Origin of the sequence: Owenweeksia hongkongensis DSM 17368, assembly GCF_000236705.1 — a bacterium.
GTDB lineage: Bacteria > Bacteroidota > Bacteroidia > Flavobacteriales > Schleiferiaceae > Owenweeksia > Owenweeksia hongkongensis.
In genome coordinates this window covers 1619823-1642365 of the sequence record NC_016599.1, presented here as the reverse complement: position 1 = coordinate 1642365, position 22543 = coordinate 1619823, and the positions used below count along the sequence as shown (strand labels likewise).

The following is a 22543-nucleotide window of genomic DNA, read 5'->3' as shown; positions in this document are numbered from 1 at the left end:
ATAAATTATTTTCTGATACCTAGTTCAGAAATAATTGCACGGTAGCGAGCAATATCTTTATCCTTAAGGTAATTAAGAATTTTCTTTCTCTTACCTACTAGGCTTACTAGAGCTTTTTCAGTGTTGAAATCCTTGCGGTTTCTCTTTAGGTGCTCGGTAAGGTGATTGATACGGAAGGTAAAAAGTGCTACCTGTCCTTCTGCTGAACCAGTGTTTTTAGCAGTTTCTCCGTGTTTTTTGAAGATCTCTGCTTTCTTTTCGCTTGTCAAATACATGCCAAAATCGTTTAGATAAATGTTATGCTAATAAAAAATGAGGTGCAAAAGTAAACAAAATTTATTTTGTAGCTACTGCTTCCGTTTCATTTTCAGGACTTACCATTCCAAGGAAGCTGCCTATTTTTTTCTTAAGATGTTTTCTTTCACTGATAAAGTCCAAGAATCCATGTTCTAATAGGAATTCCGCAGTCTGGAAGCCTTCCGGCAAATCTTTACCAATGGTTTCTTTTACTACCCTTGGCCCTGCAAAACCTATCAAAGCACCTGGCTCAGAAATGTTGATATCTCCAAGCATGGCAAATGATGCGGTAACACCACCAGTAGTTGGGTCAGTAAGAAGAGAAACATAAGGGATTCCTTCTTTGCCCAACAAAGCCAACTTGGCACTGGTTTTTGCCATTTGCATTAATGAAAATGCAGCTTCCATCATACGTGCTCCACCAGATTTAGAAATCATAATGAACGGCTTTCTGTATTTGATGCTGTGATCAATTGCACGGGCTATCTTTTCACCAACTACCGATCCCATTGATCCTCCAATAAAGTTGAAGTTCATACAGGCAATTACGATGTCTTGATCATTAAGCTTGCCATATCCTGTGGTTACAGCATCATTAAGCCCAGTCTTTTTTACAGAAGCAGCATAGCGATCCGTATACTTTTTTGTGTCCTCAAATTTCAGAGGATCTCCTGACGTCATTTTAGGATTGAGCTCGGTAAATTTTCCATCGTCAAATAAGAAGGTGAAGTATTCCGCTGCATTAATACGGTCATGGTGTCCGCAGTTGCTGCACACCCACATATGCTTGGCATGATCATCTACTGAATGGATCACCTTGCATTTTGGGCATTTGTGCCAAAGGCCTTCAGGAGTCTCCTTTTTGTCTTTGGTACTGGTGGTAATCCCATCTTTATTTCTCTTAAACCAACCCATTTCTTTATTTTTTAATGATTAGTGGTAAAAGTGTGAAGGTTTAAGACCTCATCGTTTTGAAGCCTTAAACCTAACCACTAGTAATTTTTATGAGCCTTAAATTAGGCTATAGTAACACCCTTTTCAAGATACACATCTTGAATCGAATTCAAAAGCTCAATTCCATCAACCATTGGTTTTTGGAAAGCTTTACGTCCTGAAATAAGACCTTGACCCCCAGCACGCTTGTTGATTACAGCCGTGCGAACAGCTTGAGCCATGTCGCTATCAGCATCACCAAGAGAAGCTCCGCCTGAGTTAATCAAACCTTGGCGTCCCATGTAGCAGTTTGCCACCTGGTAGCGAGTAAGGTCAATTGGGTTGTCACTTGAAAGTTCTGAATAAACTTTATCGTGTGTTTTTCCAAAGTTAATAGCAGTGTAACCACCGTTATTTTCTGGAAGTTTTTGCTTGATAATATCTGCCTGGATAGTTACCCCAAGGTGATTTGCCTGGCCGGTAAGGTCAGCAGATACGTGGTAATCTTTATCTTTTTTGAAAGCAGAGTTACGAGTGTAGCACCATAGGATGGTAGCCATACCTAGCTCGTGAGCATATTCAAAAGCTTCTGCCACTTCCTGAATCTGGCGATTGCTCTCTTCTGATCCAAAATAAATAGTAGCACCTACGGCTACAGCTCCCATATTCCAAGCGTCACGGATGCTACCAAACATAATTTGGTCATATCCTGCTGGGTAGCTTAAAAATTCATTGTGATTAATTTTTACAATGAAAGGAATTTTATGGGCATACTTTCTAGATACACTTCCCAATACTCCAAATGTAGAAGCTACTGCGTTACAACCACCTTCCAGTGCAAGCTTTATAATATTCTCACCGTCAAAGTAAATAGGGTTTGGGGCAAATGAAGCACCAGCACTGTGCTCAATACCTTGGTCAACAGGAAGGATAGAAACATATCCGGTGTTGGCCAGTCTACCATGACCATACAATGCCTGAAGGCTACGAAGTACCTGTGGGCTTCTGTTGCTCATGCCAAAAGCACGATCTACAAAATCAGCTCCTGGCAAGTGCAGGCTCGATTTTGAAATAGTTTTACTTTCATGAGTAAGTAGATTTTCGGCATCAGATCCAAGTAACTTGGTTATTTGATCAAGGGTCATGTATATAGATTTAATGGTTTTGTTCTTTCACAATATTCGAGCGGCAAATTTATAATTTTTTGCAGGGCATTAGAAAGGATATCCTAAAGCAAAATTATAAGTCCAGTTTTTTACAAATGCTGGCTGACTTAAAAACACCCACTCTTCGTTAGATTCAAGCAGGCCAGGGTCTCTGAGCTTCATCCCTACATCAAATCGAATTACAAAAAAGTCGAAGTCGAGCCTTAGCCCCACACCTCCACCCAAGGCGAGCTCATCATATAAGTCTTCAATTTTCAGGTCAGTTTGCTCGTTTTCCAGTCCTCCGGTAAGCCAAATATTACCTGCGTCCAAAAATATAGCACCTTGTAAATAGGAAGCAATCGGAAACCTGTATTCTGATTGTATTAAGAGTTTAAATGTACCCGTAGCAAAGGTAGTATCATCACCAGCAGCATAGTCGGTATTGAATTCTCTACCAGCACCAAGTCGGTAGGCAGTCCACGCTCGCATGTCATTACTACCTCCCATATAAAAATACTTGGAGAAAGGAGGTACACGTGCCACTCCGGTGTCAGTTGGGATTTTACTATTTCCGTAAGGTAAAATATAGCCAGTATAAAGACGGTTTATCCAAGATTGATTTTTAGCAAAATTCCAGTAATAGCGGCCATCAAGCTCAAGCTTGGCATATTGAAAATATTGCACCTTAAAAATAGAAGTGGCGCCATTGCTTGGATTTTCTTCGCCTATATTAGTTGTGTTATCCAGTAGGTTTAAAAAGTTTCCTGCCAATTCAAAAGTTCCCTTAAAATATCTCGGATTTTTTCTTCTAGTAATCAGATTTTCATTTAACGTGTAAGTGTAACGAGTAGCTGAAATAAACTCAGAAGTAAAGGCCTGTTGCTGGATTTCGGACAAGTCATTATAGAAGGTAGCAGTAGTATCAACGATCTGTGAGTAGGTGATATCAATCAAATCCAATCTGTGTGACTTTCTTTGTGACTCTTTCCAGTTATATGAAAGTTTGGTTCCAAAAGTTTGGCGCGTAAATTCCTGACGGGAAAGCAAATTATAACTTAAACTTACTTGAGATTTTGGCTGCATTCTTTTAGGTAGCATTCCTTCAGTATTGATAAAAGGAAGGATAAATCGAGGAAAATCAATAGAAATTTCTCCTCCTACTTCAAATGCGGGTGTTACTTTATTTGCATCTCCAATGGTTGTTTGATATTCCAAACCGCTATTTAAGCGGATATTTAGGGCTTCACCTCCCTTAAAGAAATTTCGGTTTATCACACCAATACTTCCGCTTATACCAAAGTTGTTACCTCCCGAAGTAGTTAATTCTGGCTCAATGGTAAAAGTTCTTTTAGGAAGTGGGTTAAGGTTTACAACGGCATTCAATCCCGGTACCCCTAATGAATCTATTGTGCCGGTAGGCGTAAAGCTAATATCGCTTAGTTGAAATGCCTTGTAACCAACTAGGTGCGAGTAGGTTTCTTTTACCTTTTCCTCGTTGTATCGTTCCGTCTTTTCAAAATGAATGGCGTCAGTAAGATATCTAGGCTTGTATTTTAAGCTATCATATACCAATTGATAATCATCTCTAATTAAGGTGTCCCTTGGAACATCTCCTGCTTTGTGATAATTGTAATCTGGTCGCAGATAAATATTTTTGAAATAATATTGTTTATGATTTGAGGTATAGCTTGAGTCACCAACTTCTACAATAGCTTGGTCTATTATAAGTTTTACATTAACACGGTCACCTACTAAAAAGGTATCTGCCTCAAATCGGATATAATTTTTTGAAAAACCGTAATAACCTGTATTTCTCGCAACGTTGGTTATGTCAGATCTCAAGGTTTCGAATAAGTCAGCATCATATGGAATTCCTTTTTTTATGATACTATCTTTCGCAATCACTATACGGACTATAGTTTCTAGTGATTTGGTATTAGCCATGTAGCTAATCTCATTTACAGTGTATCGATTACGTTTGGTTACAAAATACTTAGCCTCAGCCTTTTTTTTTCCAATCGAGTCGATGGCATAACTAGTTGAGGCTTTAAAGTAACCTTTGTTAAAATACCAATCCTGTAATTGATTGGCTCCAGTAGCTACTTTTACTGAATCTAAAATCCTGGGAGCTTCACCAAGTTTAGCAAAAAAATTACTGTCATTGCCATTACCCCAGTTGTAAATGGCCAAATTGGGACGCATAAACCTAAACCCGAGTTTACTGTTGGGCTGTTGTTTTATAATGTTTTCAGCTTCTGAGGGAGCACCTTTTTTACCGTCTACAATAATGGTGTTTTTCCATAATAGACTTCGACCCTCAGGTACCAACTTGGTGTATGAGCACGATTGCAGGATCAAAATTCCTAAGGCAACCCAAATTATGTAGAGGTTTTTTGTCAAGTTTGCTGTCTCAATTCTAATTTGCAAATGTAATAGGATATGTTGTCCCGCACCACCGAAAAATTATTGCGTAAACTAACCACTAGGAAGTACCGTTGGCAGCTAAAGATGTTTATAGCTGAAGGTAGAAAAGTGGTGCAAGAACTTTTGGATGAAGGTCTTCATTTGGAGCATCTAATTATAAAAGAGGGGAGTTCGTTTGTACACAATTCGGGTATGGTGATTCCTGTAAAAGAATTTGAAAAGCTGAGCCAGCTTGATACAGCGGATGAAGTGATAGCTATTTTTCGTTTTCCGGAAGTGAAGAGAGAGCTTGGCAACCGAGTGGTGATTTTAGATAAAATAAATGATCCGGGAAATCTGGGAACAATTATCAGAACTTGTGACTGGTTTGGAATAACGCAAATTTTTTGCACTACGGGAACCGTGGATGCTTACAATTCTAAAACAGTGCAAAGCACCATGGGAAGTGCTGGCAGAGTAAATGTTTCTTATGCTTCGGAGGTGGAAATATTGGAAGAATTGAAGGCCCAAGACTTTTCCTTTTGGTGTGCCGATATGGAAGGGGAAAATCTTAACGAAGCAGAGGTACCTCAAAAAATGGCTTTGGTAATGGGGAGCGAATCTCACGGACCATCTGATTTTTGGAGGAAAAATAGTCAACGCGTGACCATTCCCCGTAAGGGAAAATCTAAAACAGAAAGCCTGAATGTAGCCATTGCCACGGCCATCATTTTAGGAAATATTAGTTTGGGCAGATAGAGCTTTTCTGCGCTTTTGTGATTTGTAAATAATATTGATAATCACACCTGAAAGTACCATAGCAATTCCTACTAGCGCCATTGGTCGATATTGTACATCAAAAATCAGGAAGTCGAAACCCAAGGCAAAAATTACTCCTAGATATTTCAGCCCGGTTATTTCATTTACTTCAGCATTTTGCAAAGCTTTGGTCATGTATACTTGAGCTATTTGTGTAAGAGTACCCATTAATAAAAGGAGTCCCCATTCCCAGCCAATGGGCGTTACCCAATTGAATAAACTAATGATGCCCATTACAGGTACCGCCATCAAGGGAAAGTAAAAAACCACCACTAATGGATGATCGGTGTCTTTTACCTTTCGAACGCAATTGTACGCTAATCCGGAAAATACAGCAGACCCTAAGCCCATAAGAAATAATGGTAAGCTAATATTGGGATCAAAACCTTTGATAACGGCAATTCCCGCAAAGGAAACAGCGAAAAAGAGCCATTGTATTTTGTACATCTTTTCACCCAAAATGAAAATGGCAAAGAATGCGGTGAAAATAGGAGAGAGGTATTGTATGGTAATCGCTGAGCCCAAGGGTAGTTTCTGTAAAGTGTAGAAAAACAGGGTGAGCCCAATAACTCCGAAAATCCCTCTAAGAATTAGATATTTCTTCTGGTTTCCAAAAAGTGGGATATGTCTTCTTTTTAGAAAATAAACCGTAAGAACGATGGATATAAGGCTACGAAAAAGTACTAGCTCTGTGGCAGGAAGTCGCCCAAGAAACTTCACTGTAAGATTCATCAGTGCAAAACCAAGCACCGAAATAAGCATATAGCCGATGGCCTTTTTCATCAAAAAAATGATTGAGCGCGCAAAGGTGCAATTCTATAGGCTAATAATGGTTAAAAAAGGCTAGTAAGGTTAATTTTAAAACCAACCTTTTCTCTTAAAATAATAGAGCATTCCTCCGGCCATGGTAACAATCACGCCCCAAAAGATGAAGTAGCTATATTTAAAATGTAGCTCAGGAAAGTAGTCGAAATTGGTGCCATACACCCCAGCAAAAAAGGAAAGAGGAATAAAGATGGCCGAGAAAATGGTAAGCACTTTCATAATGTCATTCATCTTGGCGCTCACATTAGTGTGGTATACCTGAAGGTAATCAGTAAGCACTTGGCGGTAAGCCTCGGCAGATTCAATAACATGCGTAATCAAATCGTCTAAATCTTTATAAAAGGCTAAGGTTTTTTTCTTGTCAATAAACTCGGATTCAGTACGAATTAAGTTGTGGGTAAGCTCTCGTACAGGGCGAACTACTTTCAAAATAAAATGAAGCTCACGCTTGTACATATTTATTTGCTGCAAAGCATCTTCATCTGGGTCTTCCAATATTTTTAGCTCCAAATCATCCACCTTTTCACCCATGCCTTCTATCAGGTATACATAATTATCTACGATAGAATCCATAAGTGCATAAGCCAAATAATCAGGGCCAAGTTTCCTGATGTTGCTCTTGGGATTTCTAAGGCGCTTGCGCACCGCATCAAATGTGTCTCCCGGTTCTTCTTGAAACGTGATAAGTGTAGTTCCTTTTATTACAAATGAAACCTGCTCGGTAATTACACGGCTAGCTTTACTGTCAAATTGAAGCATTTTTAGCGTGGTAAATGCAAAATCCTCAAATTCCTCAAACTTGGCGCGCTGTCCGGTATTCATCACATCTTCCATGGCCAAGGGGTGAATGTTCAACCTCTCCTGAATATGGGCCATAAACTCCTCATTATCCAATCCTGTGATATTGTACCACTGTCTTTTTTCAGGGTCATTTTTAGGAACATTCTCCACCCTTAGAAACTCAGACTCCGTAAAGTTTTCCTGATCGTACGATACATACTCTACAGTTGGGGTATCTACTTTTTTGGTGCCAATAAATACAAGGCTACCGGGTGGCAATCCTTTGTTGGCGGAACGTTTTTTATAAAATCTTGCCATGAAAAAATGTTTGTTGTTTTACCGAGTGTGACTTCTATCTGGAAATCTACAAAGTTTACGGGTAATAAATTACCAATAAAATATTGGACTAATTACTTAAATAACTCAACACAGCCTCGGCACAATTTTCACCATCAATACCAGCCGAAACAATTCCTCCGGCATAGCCAGCACCTTCGGCACAAGGAAAGAGGTTGTCAATCTGTGGGTGCTGTAATGTGTCGCGCTTTCGCGGAATGCGAACAGGGCTGCTGGTACGGCTTTCTATTCCTACAATGTTGGCATCTTCAGTATAATAGCCGCGCATTTTTTGACCAAACTTTGGGAAAGCCTGGCGCAAGCGGTCACCAATGTGTGAGGGTAAAATATCATGCATAGGTGACGAGTGCAAGCCTGGCATATAACTGCAATCATTGAGGGTGGAGGAGGTGCGGCCTTTTACAAAATCAGTCAATCGCTGTGCGGGAGCTGTTTGGTCGCTGCCTCCAGCTTTCCAAATCGCTTGTTCTGTTTCCTGCTGAAAAGCAAGACCGGCCAATGGGCCATGTTTGGCATACTTTCTTAAATCGCTTAGTTCAATAGCCACTACAATTCCTGAGTTGGCAAATTTATTATCGCGCTTGCTGGGACTCATTCCGTTGACTACGAGTTCATTTCCCGCTGTAGCGGCAGGAACGATAAACCCTCCAGGGCACATGCAAAAAGAATACACGCCTCTATCCTGAACTTGCTCCACCAACTTGTAGGAAGCTGCGGGAAGCAAGTCTCCACGCTCCTGGCCGTGGTATTGTATTTTGTCAATCAGCTCTTGTGGATGCTCCACACGAACTCCCATGGCAAAAGGCTTTGCTTCAATGTCAATTTTGTGACGATGCAATAATTCAAAAACATCACGGGCGCTATGACCGGTTGCCAGAATTAAGGCCTCACCATCTATTACATCGCCATTTTGGGTACGTATTCCAGTTATTCGATTTCCTTTCAAAATAAGGTCATCCATGCGGGTGTCAAAGTGAATTTCTCCACCAAAGTGAAGAATGGTTTCGCGCATGTTTTCTACCACTTTTGGTAGCTTATTGGTGCCAATGTGCGGATGAGCGTCTACCAAAATGTCTTCTACCGCTCCATGGTTCACCAAAATATCCAATACACGTTTTACACTTCCGCGCTTTTTGCTGCGGGTGTAAAGCTTGCCATCTGAGTAAGTTCCGGCACCACCTTCGCCAAAGCAATAGTTAGATTCTGGATTCACAGTGTGGTCACGATTTATCGCTTTCAGGTCACGTCTCCGTGATTTAACATCCTTACCACGTTCAATCACAATTGGTTTTAAGCCGAGCTCAATACAACGCATGGCGGCAAACATTCCTGCAGGACCGCAGCCAATAATGAGAATACGCTTTGCTGAGCTTACATCTTTATACTCTGGCTGTAGGATTTCCCTTGGTTGAATTTCTTCATCAATAAAAAGGCGGCCACCAAGATTGACCTTGATGTTTCTGGAGCGCGCATCAATCGATCTGTTGAGCAGCTGGATACCATTAATTTGATTAGGTGAAACTCCTGCCTGACGGGCAAAAAGTGGGAGGTGTTTTTGGTAGTTGGCGGCTTCTTCCGGGGAGCAAACCAACTGAATGTCCTGTATCACGGGAACTATAAGTTAAATGTTATAAGTTGCAAGTTAATGGTTATAAGTTGCAAGGGGAGATGTCACTCAATGCAGGTGGTAATTTGTTTTTTGCCAACTGCTAACAGACTACTCTATTCAAAAGTAAAGTTCAGGAATATACCACGGGTTTCGAGGCGGTTAATTCCTTTGATATAGAATGTGCCATCGTCCACAATAAGGTCGGCAAAGCCCCAAGAGCCTTTGATTTGAGGCGAGAATTTGAAAAATTCAAAGTAGATATCCACACCAAAACCAAACTCATAGGAAAAGTCATTGTGCGGGATTTTGAAAACGCGGTCATCCTCTACATGTTCGTTTGAAGAAACATCATAACTATACTTTGCTCCACCTAAAACATACAGCCTATAATTATTAATACGCTGGGATTTCCACTTTAGCTCAAATGGAAAGTCAATGAAGCTACTTTGTATGTCACGTGTTACCTCAGTTCTTTTTTCAGAGATGGGTTCTATTACGTCAAAAATCAATGTACGCTCGGTGGCGGCAAAGGCCGGGATAAATCGTAAATCTAAGTAATCTGTTAAACGAAGGTTGGCAATAATACCAATCGTATATCCTGGTGCGGTTTCGCTACGCACCGAATAATATCCGGGTACGGTGGAAAGATCTTCTATCGTTTGAATATGAAAGTCATAGTAATTAACGCCAAGTAAAAAGCCAAAGTGCACAGGCTTTTTGTCATACTTAGGTTGGTTTGGCGGAAGGTTTTGCGCAAAGCTGCTCATGGCAACCAGGCATAGACCCATTACTATGTAGGTTCTCAGTTTTTTCACGATTACCAAACGATTACCGATGTGCATTATTTTACAGCTTCATAAATAGTAGCTACTCCAAAAGTAACTGGCTGAAATTTATTTTGCGTAAAGCCAACATTCTCAAGTACATCAATAAATTTTTGTCCGTAAGGGAAAGCATTTACTGATTCTGGTAAATAGGTGTAGGCACTAGCATCTTTCGAAATCGCTTTGCCCAGTGTTGGCAATATATTTTTGAAATAGAATTTATAAACCTGCTTGAAAGGAAATCCAGTGGGTTGGGAAAATTCTAAAACCAAAGCTTTTCCACCAGGCTTTAAAACACGTCTAATTTCTGACATTCCTTTTTCAAGGTTTTCGAAGTTACGCACTCCAAAAGCTACAGTTACAATATCAAAAGTGTTATCCTCAAAGGGAAGGTCTTCAGAGTCTGCTTGTTGCAAAGTGATGATTTGGGTAAGGCCTTTTTCCTTGATCTTCTTGCGGCCTACTTCTAGCATTCCATTAGAAATATCAATTCCCATAATGCTATCGGGCTTAGCTTTGGTAAGGGCAATTGCAAGGTCGCCAGTTCCAGTAGCTACATCCAATATTTGCTTCGGGCCTTCTGCTGCAGCTATTTTCACCACTTTCTTACGCCATCCTTTATCGATGTTCATAGAAAGCATGTGGTTGAGAAAGTCGTAGCGTTGACTGATGCTATCAAACATCTGTGCAACTTGTTCTTTCTTGCTGCCTTCGGCTTCTTTATAGGGCTTTACTTCGTTCTTCATTTTCAAAATAATGGCGGCAAAGGTAAGGGTTCAAATGGTATTTTTAGGTCTTTATCAGGCTACATTATCCGATCAGTAGACTGGCCTTGGGATACTTGTAGTCATGCACTTTAGTGTTTCGCCCTAAGGCAAAGGCAAGGGAAAGTATTCCCACTCTTCCTAAAAACATGCTGAGCATAATGATTACGCGGCCTGTGGTGCTTAAATCTGCAGTGATGCCTGTGCTCAGGCCTGCGGTACAAAAAGCCGAAACCTCCTCATAGGATAGAGCTATCAAAGATTTATCAGGCTCTGAAATGGCCAGGCCAAAAATGCCGAGAGCAATAAAGCAGATTGAAATGAAAAATATTAGAAATGCTTTATTGAGCAAATCATAAGGAATAGTTCTTTTAAAAAGCTCCAACCTGGGTTTACCTCTAGCTGTGCTCCACGCCCCAAGAATGATAATAGCGAATGTGTTGGTTTTTATACCACCACCAGTAGAGCCAGGGCTGGCTCCAATGAACATTAGAAAAATGCTGAATATCAAAGCTGGTTTTGCCAAAGCACCCACGTCTACTGTGTTAAAGCCAGCAGTACGTGTAGTTACTGATTGAAATAGCGCACCAACCACTTGTCCCCAGATGGATGCATCTTTTAAGGTATTGTTTACTTCAAAAACGTAAAACACCACAAACCCTGAAAGTATGAGGATGGCCGCACTGTAGAGGCTAAGTTTGGTATCAATACGGAGTGAGCGCCAGCTTTTTTGGTAACGTTCTTTTATTCTGCTAAAGCTAAAAAGGTCACGCATGGTGGTAAATCCAATTCCGCCAAGAATAATGAGAAGCGCTATAACCAAGTGCAATGTATAGGCGTTTCGAACTCCTTCCTCAAAAAGGCCATTTGAGAAAACGGAGAAACCAGCATTGTTAAAAGCAGAAATACTATGAAAAATGCTGTAGAATATTTTGTCTGACGTGGCACTTACCTCAGGGATGTCTTTCCAGGAAAAGAAAATGAGCACTGCACCTGCTATTTCTATCAACATGCTAAACAGAAATATCTGTCGGAATAGTGAAGAGCTAGCGCTTAATGATTCGGCATTGAGACTCTCCTGAAGCATGCTTTGATGCTTTAGCCCAATTCCGCGCCTAGCGATGAGCGCAAATACACTTGCAAAAGAGATAATATTTAAACCACCCAATTGAATAAGGAGCATGATTACCATTTGGCCCTTTAGGCTAAAATAAGTCGCTGTATCCACTACAATCAAACCTGTAACGCAGCTAGCCGAAATAGAGGTGAAGAGTGCATCAAAGTAGGGCATGGATTCTCCGCTAGATGTCATTTCGGGAAGAACTAAAAGACCACTTCCGAAAAGGATAAGAATAAAGAATGAGCCAATAAGCATGGCTGGTGGAGAGAGGTTGAAGGAGCTTAAGCGGCTGCCTGCACGCCCAACTTCATTTACCAAAATGAGTACAAAGTAGAGTTGAATGCCAACTGCAAAAAACCAGTTAATATTTTCAATATTGAGAAATTGACCTAGATGATGAATCAACTCCCAATCAAAGAGAAATGCAAAGGAGGCATTGAGAATCACCAGAAGAATAAGGACTCCTTCAAATAGGGAGTTTTTAAAATCTTTGAGAGGTTGCAGGCTAAAAAGTAGCCGGACCAAATACTTTATAACAAAGTAGCCGAATGCTACCCTGAGTATTATGGTGATTACCTTGTTCTCTTCACTGGTAATGTTAAATCCATGAAAATAGAGTATGCTTAGTACCGCTATAAAGGCAACTATCACACTGCTTACCCGAAATAGTTTTAAGACAATATCCCGGGAGTCGTAAATAAAGAGTTTGACCTTTTCCCTGATTTCTTGAAAAATCATTTTACAGCTTTTGCTTAGTTGCCAAGATTACTTTTTCCAATACAGATTGTGAGGAAAGATAGTTCAAACAGGCGTAATCTCCTCTAAAGCATGGCTTGTTTCCAAACACAGAGCATGGGCGGCAATCCAGTTCTTCTTTTGGAATTTCGGCAATGAGGTGATCATTTTTGCCCAAAGGCCCAAATCCCGCCAAGGTGTGTGTTGCACCCCAAATAGAAACTACAGGAGTGCCAGCTAATGTTGCCAAATGCATATTGGATGAATCCATGCTTACCATGGCGTCAAGCTTTTTCATCAAGGCAATTTCTGCATCAAAAGGTAATTTTCCAGCAAGGTTTGAAACCAAAGTTTGGTTCAGCGTGAGTTTGTCCAAGATTTCTTTATCGCCTTTACCTCCAAATAGAACTACCTGAATTTGCTGTTCACACAATTGCTGAACAAGTTCTTCTACTTTTTCCCAAGGCCAAGTTTTACCTTTGAAAGTGGTGAGCGGAGCGATGCCTATAGTAGCTGTACTTTCGGTTTTTATTTCGGCCCAAACTTCTTCAGCTTTTGGATTGGTGTACTTTAAATGTGGAATAGATTCAGTTTTCCAATTAATAGGAAACCCTGCTTCAGCAAATACTTCAGCGTATCGGGTGGTGCTGTGTTTTTGCTGTTTCCAGACTTTGTTTTCTTTTCGGGTAAGCTCCTTTTTGCCTTCCCTTCCTTTATTAATACTGAAAAACGGGATTCGGTTTAAGCTGAAAAAGCGCTTGAGAATATGTGTGCGTAAAACCCCATGAAGATCTATAATCTTATCGGGGTTTAGTTTTTTGATGTCTGAATGAAGTTTTTTGATGCCCTTAAATCCTTTGTGCCGACCATTGAGGTCTGCCTCCAAAAAGTTGACATCCACTGCCGAAAAAAGTGATTTTAAAAAACCTCGGGTTACAACGGTGATTTTTACTTCGGGATAGGTCTGCTTAATTTGAGCAATGACTGGCACGGTAAGGGCCACATCGCCAATTGCAGAAAACCGAAGTACCACCAAATGCATTAGCCATTGTTCTTTTTGGCGTACAGCACGGGGTTCAGTTCCGGATCATTGTACATCTTCATTTGGCGATATACTTTCATAATGCGGTCGCCACTTTGAAGGTCCTCAATAAGTTGGTCGATGGCAAGGCTCAAATCTTCACGCTGAGTAAGCAGTACATTTAGTTTAAACTGATTTTTGTTGAGCAATTCGTCATTCACATCAGTACGAGAAGCCTCCACGCGCATGTGGTAAATTTTGAGTGCCAAAATAGAAAGGCGATCAATGGCCCATGCAGGACTTTCGGTATTCACACGAGCATGTTTCTTTGGGTTAATGTCACCAAAAGAACTTAAGTAATAATCATCTACCTGCTCTACCAAATCTGTACGATCCTGGTTGCTGGCGTCAATTCTACGCTTTATTACAAGTGCATCTTCTGCTTTTATTTTTGGGTCACGAATGATGTCTTCGAGGTGCCACTGAACGGTGTCAATCCAGTTTTTGTGATACAGAAGATGGTCAAAACTATCTTTTGGAAAAGTGTTGTTTTCAGCGCTATCCACGTGATCAGTTTGGTGATAATCAGCAATACACTGATCAAAAATATCATTCATTCGGGCCGCCTTCATCCTAACTAAGTTTTTCTATTGCTGATTTAATTCTTTTCAAGGCTTCCACCAAAGTTTCTTCAGAAGCAGCGTATGAAATACGAATGCAGTTTGGGCTTCCAAAAGCATCTCCGGGAACCAACCCTACTTGAGCCTCCTCCAAAAGGTAAAGGCAAAGGTTGTTACAGTTTCCAATCTCTTTTCCATTGTGCTTTTTGTTGAAAAGCTTAGTCACATTAGGGAAAATGTAAAATGCACCTATTGGTAAGTTGGTTTCAATTCCAGGTATTTCATTGAGTAGTCCCAGAACCAAATCACGCCTTTTGGCAAAAGCATCCTTCATATAGCTAACCTCAGAAGGATCAGCTTCTAACGCGGCAAGCACTGCACGTTGCGTAATGCTACATGTAGCTGAGGTAAATTGGCCTTGCATTTTGTCGCAAGCTTTGGCCAACCAAAGTGGTGCGCCAATGTATCCACATCTCCAGCCCGTCATTGCAAAACCTTTGGAAACACCATTGATGGTGATAACCTGATCATAGATTTCGGTATTTGCCGCAAGGCTGGCGTGCTTGCCTTCAAAGTTTATAAGCTCATATATTTCATCGCTAATCACCAACAAGTTAGGGTGAACCTTAATAACCTTGGCCAAGTCCTCCAACTCTTCGGCCGTATACACGGTGCCCGAAGGATTACAAGGCGAGCTGAAAATCATCATTTTGGTTTTAGCATTGATGAATGACTCTAATTCTTCGCCTGTAATTTTAAAGTCATTTTCAATTTTGGTAGGAATCACCACGGGAATACCTCCAGCTAGTTTTACTATTTCATAATAAGAAACCCAATAAGGGGCGGGTAGCAGTACTTCATCACCAGGATTGATGGTGCACAGTACCACATTAGCAATGGATTGCTTGGCTCCTGTAGAAACTACTATTTGCTCAGGAGAGTAATCCAGCCCATTATCTCTTTTAAACTTTTTGCTAATAGCTTCTCTCACATCCTTGTATCCGGCAATGGGTGGATAGTAGGTGTAGTTATCATCTATAGCTTGCTTGGCAGCTTCTTTAATAAAGTCTGGCGTGTTAAAATCGGGCTCTCCCAAAGAAAGACTAATCACATCGATGCCGTTTTCTTTCATTTCGCGGCTCTTGCGATTCATTGCTATTGTTTGAGATTCAGAGAGTTCCTGAATACGGTCCGAGAGAAGGTTCATAGGCTTAAAAAATTAAGCGGCTAAGCTACAAATTTCAGTATTGAAGCTTTTTAAAATTTAACGATATTTGACGCCCACTTAGCTTTTAGATCACCCTATGGACATAGTTTTAGATATTCTTAAATACGCACTTCCTTCTGTATTTCTTTTGATTTTATGTTATATGATGCTTTCCAATTTTATGGAGAATGAGGAAAAGCGCAGATCATACTTTTTGAAAAAAGAAACTCAAAAGAGTGCTTTGCCCGTACGCTTGCAGGCATATGAACGTCTTTCTTTATTTCTGGAGCGTATTACTCCTGATCGTCTTTTGGTTCGTTTGCATTCTCAAGGCTTAACAGCGCAACAGTATCAAACCTTGCTTACGGAGACTATTCGAGAAGAATTTGAGCATAACCTTTCTCAGCAGATTTATATTAGCGATGAAGCCTGGAAGCTGATTGTCGATTCTAAATCAGCTACGGTTGGTATCATCAATAATATTTCTCGCGAGTTTAAGCCCAAAGATGATGCTATGGCACTTCGCAAAACCATCCTCAATAGAACTATGGAGATGGAATCTTTCCCTACTAAAAAGGCTTTACGCTATCTAAAAGGCGAGGTAAAAAGGGATTTCTAAATTTTAACATTTTCTGTAGGAATAGTTTTATAAGTTTGTTTTAGAAAACTAAATAAACTATTACATGAAAACCCCTATTTCTTTTCTAGCACTTTTCCTGTGCATTTCTCTCAGTGTTTTTGGTCAGAAGTTTAATCGGTCTTACACCAATCATCAATACTTTGATGATGTGATGTTGAGTGGAGGTCGTTTTTTTTCAACAAGTCCGGGTAGCTTAAACTGGTCGGAAATTGTAAAATGGAGTGACGAAGGTAAAGTGGTTGCGAGGAAATTAATGCCTCACGATTCCTTGCGAAGGGTTGTCAATTTAATTAAGAATGAATCTGACTCCACTTTTCTTATTTCAGGAGCTTCGTTTGATACCACTGTATTTTGGGTACATGACTATGGCTTTATTGCGCGATTGGATACTGCATTGAATATTTTAGAGTTGAAGGATATTGTGGATAGTTCCTGGAACTTTGGGACAGGTATTCAGTCCTTGCCTGATGGCAAAATATTAGCTTTTAAAGGAGCTGGAATCTATAAGTTTAATAAAGACTTTAGCTTAAATGACTATTACACTAAGGATGGTACTCACAACGACTTTGCTGTGCCGCTGATTGGTGATAGTGTTTTTGTGCAACGGTCAGGTGGCGGAAGTTGGAGTTATGCTGTAATTGACATGGGAGATAGTGTTGAGTATGCTGTTGCCGGATTACCGGGGTCTAACACCCAAGGGAATTATGGAAGTTATGATTCTAAAAATGATGGACTTTGCATTTATGACTTTCCCAGTAATAATGGAAGTGGGGTATTGAGCTTTTACAATAAAGAAACCCTGAGCCTTGAAAACTCATATTATTTGAGTGATACTGCTGGTTTTGATGTATCAAGAATAGAGTTTTTTGAAGATGGAATTGTTGGAACTGCTACGACTGGAGAGTATATCGTTTTGCAGGGAGATTTTCCTTTTACCAAGTATATCGATTCGGTTCGTAATGAGGATTTGACCTCAAGAAGCTTTCGATATACAAGAACTGCTTTGGAGGGAAATACAATTGCTTTGGTAAGTGAAGCTGAAAGTTGCCATAGACATTTAGAGATTTATCCTTTTAATCAAAAGGCGGAAACATTTGGCGAGGTAAATTTATCTTCTTCTGTTAATTCAGCTGTAATTACGGGGAATGCAAGAACATATACGGAAACAGATACAACTTTTTACTCTTATGAAATAGACGCAAGTTTAGATGTCTGGATAAAGAACAATAGTACTAAGACTTTGGATAGTCTGGATATTCTTTATACAGCATATAATGGTTCTTGGAGTTGCGGTAGGAAGGCTGCTTATCAGAACATGAATTTAGCTCCGGCAGATTCCGTGATGGTTACAATTACTGACGATTTTTTATCCTACACAGCAGATAGTAATATTGCTGATTTAGATATTCAATTGGTGGCTGCAGCTGCTAATGGAAACATTCTTTATCCGGTGGGAATAAATTCAGTGAATTCTCATTTTGAAGGAATGAACCTTAAAGAAACCAATCTAGCGGAGCGCATTGAGGTTTACCCTTCTCCGGTAAATGATGTACTGAATGTAAACTTGAAAGGTTCGGGAGTTATCAATCGCTTAACAGTTTATTCCATTACAGGGCAACAAATTCTTACTAAAGAAATTTATGACACAAAAGCGCCATTAAACGTAAGTGGGCTGAAAAGTGGAATCTATATTCTTTCAACAGAAGTTGACGGAGAAGTGTATTCTCAGCGCTTTGTAAAGCAGTAAGATCTAAGAAGTGGTCTTAAATAAAAAGTCTACCGCCTGATTGGCGGCATTAAAAGGTTCGAGTTTCTCGGACCTTACTTTTTCTTTTAGCTGTTGCAAATTTTCTTGTGCTTCAGGGTTCCTGTTGAATTTTTCTAAAAGAAGTTCGCCAATAGATTCTTCAAACCATTTTAGGGCTTGCTCTTGGCGCGTAGTTTTAAAATACCCCTTATTTTTCTGTTGATTTTCAAATTCAGTAATTACTTCCCAGGCATCGCTCATACCTGTTTTCTCGATGGCCGAAGCCACACTTACACGAGGTATCCATTCATTATCGTTGGCAGGAAAAAGATGTAGCGCACGCTTATACTCTCCACTAGCGCGCTTGGCATTGCGGGCATTGTTACCATCTGCTTTGTTGATAATAAGCAGATCGGCCATTTCCATGATGCCGCGTTTTATGCCCTGAAGTTCATCACCAGCACCAGCAAGCATTAGCAGCATAAAAAAGTCGACCATAGATTTTACAGCAGTTTCGGACTGACCAACACCTACAGTTTCCACAATAATTACATCATATCCAGCAGCTTCGCAAAGAAGGATAGATTCACGAGTCTTTCGAGCTACACCACCCAGTGAGCCAGCCGAAGGGCTGGGGCGAATGAATGCCATCTCGTTTTGTGAAAGTTCATTCATTCGGGTTTTATCACCCAAAATACTGCCACGGTTTTTGGTGCTGCTAGGATCAATAGCGAGGACTGCCACCTTTTTGCCAATGGAAGTAAGGTAAGTCCCGAACGCCTCAATAAAAGTGCTCTTACCAACTCCAGGCACACCAGTTATCCCAATCCGAACAGAATTCCCAGAAAGGGGAAGTGCTTTATGAATAAGCTCTTCGGCCACTTTTCTGTGCTTTTGGCTTTTGCTTTCCACTAAAGTAAGAGCACGGCTAAGTGCTGCTCGATTCCCTTTACTGAGTTCACCTAAAAGCCAATCAGCGGAGGGTAGCTCCGCTGATTTGAATTTTTTGAAATTGGGGTTGATGTTGTCCATGCAAGAATAAAGGTAGGAGTTTTATTTACCGAAAAGGTTTCCCATACCCGGCATATTCATCATGCCGGCAGCAGCTCCCTGCATTTCACTTTCGTTTACATTGTTTGCTTTTTCCATAGCCTTATTCAGCGTAAGCACGAGGTTATCGCTAAGCTCTTCTGTGTCCTGCAAAAGGCTTTCATCAATGTGAATATCTTTTATTTCGCGAGCAGCACTAATAGTTACTTTTATTTTTCCATTGTTGGATTCTTCAACCATGGTAATAGATTTCAACCTTTCCTTGGTTTCTTCCATTTTTTGCTGGGCATCTTTTAGTTGGCCCATCATATCTCCCATTTTTCCGAACATTGTTTATGTAGAATTTATTGTTTTTTAGCCTTAATGTGAATCTCGCCATGACCACCTGCTCTGCCATGCACAGCAAATCTATCTGCTATAATACTATCACCTTTAAACTTAATATAGGTGTATTTGTAACTAGACCCTCCTGGCACGGTATCGTGAAAGACTCCATTCGAATCAAGCTGAAATTCGCTATCATAAAAAAGTAACAGGCTATCATTTTTATCACGGTAATAAAGCATGAGTTTGGATTGATCCCAGATTCCTGGTTTTACCTCAGTTTCGCTAGGGTTAAGGTGATAGTCATACGGATTATTAGTCCAATTACCTAAGCTATCTTGTCTGTAGTAGCTCTCTCCAATAAAATGAGAATCACCTGAATAAATTCCAAAGTAATTGTTCTTTTCACTTGGAGTTTGAGTATCAATTTCACTCTCTTTTTCGCATGCAACTAGTATGGATAAACCAAGTAGTATGATTGTCAGTTTTTTCATTTCAATAGGGTTTTAATCTTTTCGTAATTCGAAGATATTAATTTTTGCGCTGGATTAATTCTTATTTCAGGGTATTCAAAATCATGGCCTTTGGCTTTGTTGCTAAGTTAAGTGTTTAGTTTCTTGAAGTAAGTACAATCGGATAGACCAAGGATAGCCTCACAAAAATGAATAGTTTATTAATCCAATTTCTCTGCTTTCGCCTCCCATACATAAAAATTTGGTCTACCTACGTGCTGGACTCTATCCACAAATAAGCTGTCTTTTTCAATTCTGATATAAATGTGATAATCAGGCATTAAATATCCTCCCCAAATCGTGTCTCTAAATTCGTTGTTTTGATTTAGCTCAAAGTTATCTTTTATTGGGATGACATCTCCTGTAGAAGAAACTCTATTTAATGTGTAGTGAGAAGATTTCTTAGTCAATATGAATAAGTTTGTGGAAGAACTGTCATAAGAAACTTGTCTTAAGGTATCGTTAATGGTGGTTATATAAGAACCATATTCCCGAAAGGATCCTATATATGTGGTTTTATCAAAATCTTCTTTTTTACAAGTAGTAAAGGTTATGATAGAAGCAAGAAAAAATACTAGCTTTTTCATTATAGGGAAGCTTTAATGTTCTCTTTATAAATATACTAATTTCTCCCCTCAATCATTACCTCCAAAATTCGAGCAGCAGCCTCAGCAATAACAGTTCCTGGACCGAAGACGCCAACTACTCCTGCCTCAAAAAGATACTTGTAATCGTTTTGAGGAATTACTCCTCCTGCAATCACCAAAATATCTTCTCTTCCTTGTTTTTTTAATTCATCAATAACCTGAGGTACCAAAGTTTTGTGGCCGGCAGCGAGTGATGAAACACCCAATAAATGCACATCATTTTCTATGGCTTGCTTGGCTGCTTCTGCCGGAGTTTGGAAAAGGGGCCCTATGTCTACATCAAAGCCAAGGTCAGCAAAAGAAGTAGCTACTACTTTAGCACCACGGTCATGGCCATCTTGTCCCATTTTGGCAATCATAATTCTAGGGCGCCTTCCTTCTACTGCTTCAAATTTATCGGCTAGTTGTTGCGCCTTTTCAAACTTTTCGTCTTTCTTCATTTCATTGGAATATACACCAGAAATAGAACGGATAGTGGCGGTGTAGCGGTCAAAAGCTTTTTCCATAGCCAGGCTTATTTCGCCAAGCGTGGCTCTATGACGAGCTGCTTCTACAGCTAAAGCTAAAAGATTTCCTTCACCACTTTTGGCAGCCTCAGTGATAGCTTTCAGGTTTGCGTCCACTTTTTGTTGATCACGCGTAGAACGAATGCTTTCCAGTCTTTCAATTTGCTTTTGACGAACCACAGCATTGTCTACCTCAAGTAGTTCTATCTCTTCGTCTTTCTCGTTTTTATAAGCATTTACACCAATAATCCATTCTTTACCAGAATCTATACGGGCCTGCTTTTTGGCCGCAGCTTCTTCAATACGCATTTTAGGGACACCGGTTTCAATAGCTTTTGCCATGCCACCAAGTTCTTCCACTTCTTCAATCAGCTTCCATGCTTTTTCTACCAATTGATCGGTGAGGTATTCTACATAATAAGAACCACCCCAAGGGTCTACGGTGCGGGTTACGCCAAGCTCTTCCTGAATAATAAGTTGTGTGTTTCGAGCAATACGCGCAGAAAAATCTGTGGGAAGTGCGATGGCTTCGTCAAGTGAGTTGGTGTGCAGCGATTGTGTTCCACCAAAAACAGCAGCCATAGCTTCGATAGTGGTGCGAGCTACATTGTTAAATGGATCTTGCTCTGTAAGACTGTATCCAGAAGTTTGTGAGTGCGTCCTCAAAGCCATCGACTTTGGATTTTTAGCACCAAGGCTTTTTACAATTTTGGCCCACAGCATGCGTGCAGCACGCATTTTGGCGATTTCCATAAAATGGTTCATCCCAATTCCCCAAAAGAAGGAAAGGCGAGGAGCGAAGTCGTCAATATCTAAACCAGCTTGCATTCCTGTGCGGATATATTCCATTCCATCGGCAAGGGTGTAAGCTAGTTCAATATCTGCTGTAGCACCAGCTTCATGCATGTGGTATCCCGAAATAGAAATACTATTGAAGCGCGGCATATTGTTTTTTGTGTACTCAAAAATATCAGCCACAATGCGCATGGAAGGAAGTGGTGGGTAGATATAAGTATTCCGCACCATAAATTCCTTCAGAATATCATTCTGGATGGTTCCAGAAAGTTTTTCAGGAGAAACTCCTTGCTCCTCAGCAGCAACAATGTAAAATGCCATAATTGGAATCACAGCACCATTCATGGTCATCGATACTGACATTTCATCCAGAGGAATCTGATCAAAGAGAATCTTCATATCCTCCACAGAGTCGATGGCAACACCTGCCTTTCCCACATCACCCACCACGCGCTCATGGTCGGAATCATAACCACGGTGTGTGGCCAAGTCAAAAGCTACAGAAAGTCCTTTTTGGCCGGCAGCCAGATTTCGTCTGTAAAAAGCATTACTCTCCTCGGCTGTTGAAAAGCCCGCGTACTGGCGGATGGTCCAAGGGCGGCTAACGTACATGGTGGAGTAGGGACCACGCAGGTATGGCGGTAAACCGGCTACATAGTCCAGGTGGGTAAGTTTTCCGAAGTCTACCTTGGAGAATTGATTTGGAACTTTAATTTCTTCTGGGGTATTCCACGTAGCACTGGACTTAGTTTCCTGAGCCTGTGATTTGGAATAGTTTGTATTTTGAAAATCGTGTCTTTTCATAATGTGTTTAATTGGTCCTCGACTCCGCTCGGACAGTCAATGTACGGTAGTTTTGC

Annotated in this window: 21 protein-coding genes; 3 read left to right on the top strand and 18 right to left on the bottom strand. The window is 40.4% G+C overall.

The annotated features are described in order from the left end of the window. Window positions 1-5 precede the first annotated feature (5 nt). From rpsO to tamL, 4 genes are all read right to left on the bottom strand, one after another. A complete protein-coding gene (gene rpsO, locus OWEHO_RS07465) occupies window positions 6-275 on the bottom strand; it encodes a 30S ribosomal protein S15 (RefSeq protein ID WP_014201863.1) in 270 nt (89 codons plus the stop codon). 61 nt (window positions 276-336) lie between these two features. Beyond that, window positions 337-1212 carry an acetyl-CoA carboxylase, carboxyltransferase subunit beta gene (gene accD, locus OWEHO_RS07460; RefSeq protein ID WP_014201862.1) on the bottom strand — a complete coding sequence of 292 codons (876 nt, stop codon included), beginning with the start codon at window positions 1210-1212 and terminating at the stop codon, window positions 337-339. A 101-nt stretch (window positions 1213-1313) separates the two neighbouring features. Beyond that, window positions 1314-2375, bottom strand: a complete 1062-nt coding sequence (locus OWEHO_RS07455; RefSeq protein ID WP_014201861.1) for a class I fructose-bisphosphate aldolase — start codon at window positions 2373-2375, stop codon at window positions 1314-1316. Between the two features lie 69 nt (window positions 2376-2444). After that, a complete protein-coding gene (gene tamL / locus OWEHO_RS07450; RefSeq protein ID WP_041627496.1) occupies window positions 2445-4778 on the bottom strand; it encodes a translocation and assembly module lipoprotein TamL in 2334 nt (777 codons plus the stop codon). A gap of 39 nt (window positions 4779-4817) precedes the next feature. Between tamL and OWEHO_RS07445 the strand changes: the two genes are divergently transcribed. After that, on the top strand, window positions 4818-5540 hold the full coding sequence (locus tag OWEHO_RS07445) for a TrmH family RNA methyltransferase (protein WP_014201859.1): 723 nt from the start codon (window positions 4818-4820) through the stop codon (window positions 5538-5540). Here OWEHO_RS07445 and OWEHO_RS07440 read toward each other — a convergent pair. From OWEHO_RS07440 to OWEHO_RS07400, 9 genes are all read right to left on the bottom strand, one after another. Beyond that, window positions 5514-6383 (bottom strand): DMT family transporter, encoded by an 870-nt coding sequence (locus OWEHO_RS07440; RefSeq protein WP_223252721.1) that lies wholly within the window; start codon window positions 6381-6383, stop codon window positions 5514-5516. The two genes, OWEHO_RS07445 and OWEHO_RS07440, sit on opposite strands and share 27 nt — an antisense overlap. 75 nt (window positions 6384-6458) lie before the next feature. Continuing rightward, a complete protein-coding gene (gene corA, locus OWEHO_RS07435; RefSeq protein WP_014201857.1) occupies window positions 6459-7523 on the bottom strand; it encodes a magnesium/cobalt transporter CorA in 1065 nt (354 codons plus the stop codon). Between the two features lie 88 nt (window positions 7524-7611). After that, on the bottom strand, window positions 7612-9171 hold the full coding sequence (locus OWEHO_RS07430) for an NAD(P)/FAD-dependent oxidoreductase (protein WP_014201856.1): 1560 nt from the start codon (window positions 9169-9171) through the stop codon (window positions 7612-7614). A 113-nt stretch (window positions 9172-9284) separates the two neighbouring features. Next, window positions 9285-9986, bottom strand: coding sequence for a type IX secretion/gliding motility protein PorT/SprT (gene porT, locus OWEHO_RS07425; RefSeq protein WP_169312767.1), 702 nt, complete (start codon window positions 9984-9986; stop codon window positions 9285-9287). Between the two features lie 26 nt (window positions 9987-10012). After that, window positions 10013-10741, bottom strand: a complete 729-nt coding sequence (gene ubiE, locus OWEHO_RS07420) for a bifunctional demethylmenaquinone methyltransferase/2-methoxy-6-polyprenyl-1,4-benzoquinol methylase UbiE (protein ID WP_014201854.1) — start codon at window positions 10739-10741, stop codon at window positions 10013-10015. 64 nt (window positions 10742-10805) lie between these two features. After that, window positions 10806-12617, bottom strand: coding sequence for a TrkH family potassium uptake protein (locus OWEHO_RS07415; RefSeq protein ID WP_014201853.1), 1812 nt, complete (start codon window positions 12615-12617; stop codon window positions 10806-10808). A 1-nt stretch (window position 12618) separates the two neighbouring features. Beyond that, complete coding sequence (locus OWEHO_RS07410) at window positions 12619-13656, bottom strand: glycosyltransferase family 9 protein (protein WP_014201852.1); 1038 nt, start codon at window positions 13654-13656, stop codon at window positions 12619-12621. Continuing rightward, window positions 13656-14267: a DUF4254 domain-containing protein gene (locus OWEHO_RS07405; RefSeq protein ID WP_014201851.1), complete on the bottom strand. Its 612-nt coding sequence runs from the start codon at window positions 14265-14267 to the stop codon at window positions 13656-13658. The genes OWEHO_RS07410 and OWEHO_RS07405 overlap by 1 nt, the downstream gene beginning before the upstream one ends. Before the next feature lies 1 nt (window position 14268). Then, window positions 14269-15462, bottom strand: coding sequence for a pyridoxal phosphate-dependent aminotransferase (locus OWEHO_RS07400; protein WP_014201850.1), 1194 nt, complete (start codon window positions 15460-15462; stop codon window positions 14269-14271). Between the two features lie 97 nt (window positions 15463-15559). Between OWEHO_RS07400 and OWEHO_RS07395 the strand changes: the two genes are divergently transcribed. Together OWEHO_RS07395 and OWEHO_RS07390 are read left to right on the top strand one after the other, a co-directional pair. Next, window positions 15560-16081 (top strand): DUF7935 family protein, encoded by a 522-nt coding sequence (locus OWEHO_RS07395; RefSeq protein WP_014201849.1) that lies wholly within the window; start codon window positions 15560-15562, stop codon window positions 16079-16081. A 64-nt stretch (window positions 16082-16145) separates the two neighbouring features. Beyond that, the gene (locus OWEHO_RS07390; protein ID WP_014201848.1) at window positions 16146-17849 is read left to right on the top strand and encodes a T9SS type A sorting domain-containing protein; all 1704 of its coding nucleotides are present in this window, start codon (window positions 16146-16148) and stop codon (window positions 17847-17849) included. Between the two features lie 3 nt (window positions 17850-17852). Here the strand turns inward: OWEHO_RS07390 and meaB are convergent, their stop codons facing one another. The 5 genes from meaB to scpA all read right to left on the bottom strand — a co-directional run bounded on the left by meaB (window position 17853) and on the right by scpA (window position 22487). Then, a complete protein-coding gene (gene meaB, locus OWEHO_RS07385; RefSeq protein WP_014201847.1) occupies window positions 17853-18881 on the bottom strand; it encodes a methylmalonyl Co-A mutase-associated GTPase MeaB in 1029 nt (342 codons plus the stop codon). A 21-nt stretch (window positions 18882-18902) separates the two neighbouring features. Further along, window positions 18903-19229 (bottom strand): YbaB/EbfC family nucleoid-associated protein, encoded by a 327-nt coding sequence (locus tag OWEHO_RS07380; RefSeq protein WP_041627495.1) that lies wholly within the window; start codon window positions 19227-19229, stop codon window positions 18903-18905. 14 nt (window positions 19230-19243) lie between these two features. Beyond that, window positions 19244-19717: a hypothetical protein gene (locus OWEHO_RS07375; RefSeq protein ID WP_014201845.1), complete on the bottom strand. Its 474-nt coding sequence runs from the start codon at window positions 19715-19717 to the stop codon at window positions 19244-19246. A gap of 179 nt (window positions 19718-19896) precedes the next feature. After that, a complete protein-coding gene (locus OWEHO_RS07370; protein WP_014201844.1) occupies window positions 19897-20322 on the bottom strand; it encodes a hypothetical protein in 426 nt (141 codons plus the stop codon). Between the two features lie 35 nt (window positions 20323-20357). After that, complete coding sequence (scpA, locus tag OWEHO_RS07365) at window positions 20358-22487, bottom strand: methylmalonyl-CoA mutase (RefSeq protein ID WP_014201843.1); 2130 nt, start codon at window positions 22485-22487, stop codon at window positions 20358-20360. Window positions 22488-22543 lie beyond the last annotated feature (56 nt).

What these genes read in the sequence shown, in the direction of transcription:
- scpA (WP_014201843.1), bottom strand. Translation starts at nt 22,487, where the DNA reads ATGAAAAGACACGATTTTCAAAATACAAACTATTCCAAATCACAGGCT.
- OWEHO_RS07415 (WP_014201853.1), bottom strand. Translation starts at nt 12,617, where the DNA reads ATGATTTTTCAAGAAATCAGGGAAAAGGTCAAACTCTTTATTTACGAC.
- ubiE (WP_014201854.1), bottom strand. Translation starts at nt 10,741, where the DNA reads ATGAAGAACGAAGTAAAGCCCTATAAAGAAGCCGAAGGCAGCAAGAAA.
- rpsO (WP_014201863.1), bottom strand. Translation starts at nt 275, where the DNA reads ATGTATTTGACAAGCGAAAAGAAAGCAGAGATCTTCAAAAAACACGGA.
- OWEHO_RS07380 (WP_041627495.1), bottom strand. Translation starts at nt 19,229, where the DNA reads ATGTTCGGAAAAATGGGAGATATGATGGGCCAACTAAAAGATGCCCAG.
- OWEHO_RS07370 (WP_014201844.1), bottom strand. Translation starts at nt 20,322, where the DNA reads ATGAAAAAGCTAGTATTTTTTCTTGCTTCTATCATAACCTTTACTACT.
- OWEHO_RS07400 (WP_014201850.1), bottom strand. Translation starts at nt 15,462, where the DNA reads ATGAACCTTCTCTCGGACCGTATTCAGGAACTCTCTGAATCTCAAACA.
- OWEHO_RS07375 (WP_014201845.1), bottom strand. Translation starts at nt 19,717, where the DNA reads ATGAAAAAACTGACAATCATACTACTTGGTTTATCCATACTAGTTGCA.
- OWEHO_RS07445 (WP_014201859.1), top strand. Translation starts at nt 4,818, where the DNA reads ATGTTGTCCCGCACCACCGAAAAATTATTGCGTAAACTAACCACTAGG.
- meaB (WP_014201847.1), bottom strand. Translation starts at nt 18,881, where the DNA reads ATGGACAACATCAACCCCAATTTCAAAAAATTCAAATCAGCGGAGCTA.
- OWEHO_RS07405 (WP_014201851.1), bottom strand. Translation starts at nt 14,267, where the DNA reads ATGAAGGCGGCCCGAATGAATGATATTTTTGATCAGTGTATTGCTGAT.
- OWEHO_RS07390 (WP_014201848.1), top strand. Translation starts at nt 16,146, where the DNA reads ATGAAAACCCCTATTTCTTTTCTAGCACTTTTCCTGTGCATTTCTCTC.
- OWEHO_RS07455 (WP_014201861.1), bottom strand. Translation starts at nt 2,375, where the DNA reads ATGACCCTTGATCAAATAACCAAGTTACTTGGATCTGATGCCGAAAAT.
- OWEHO_RS07395 (WP_014201849.1), top strand. Translation starts at nt 15,560, where the DNA reads ATGGACATAGTTTTAGATATTCTTAAATACGCACTTCCTTCTGTATTT.
- OWEHO_RS07440 (WP_223252721.1), bottom strand. Translation starts at nt 6,383, where the DNA reads ATGAAAAAGGCCATCGGCTATATGCTTATTTCGGTGCTTGGTTTTGCA.
- corA (WP_014201857.1), bottom strand. Translation starts at nt 7,523, where the DNA reads ATGGCAAGATTTTATAAAAAACGTTCCGCCAACAAAGGATTGCCACCC.
- accD (WP_014201862.1), bottom strand. Translation starts at nt 1,212, where the DNA reads ATGGGTTGGTTTAAGAGAAATAAAGATGGGATTACCACCAGTACCAAA.
- OWEHO_RS07410 (WP_014201852.1), bottom strand. Translation starts at nt 13,656, where the DNA reads ATGCATTTGGTGGTACTTCGGTTTTCTGCAATTGGCGATGTGGCCCTT.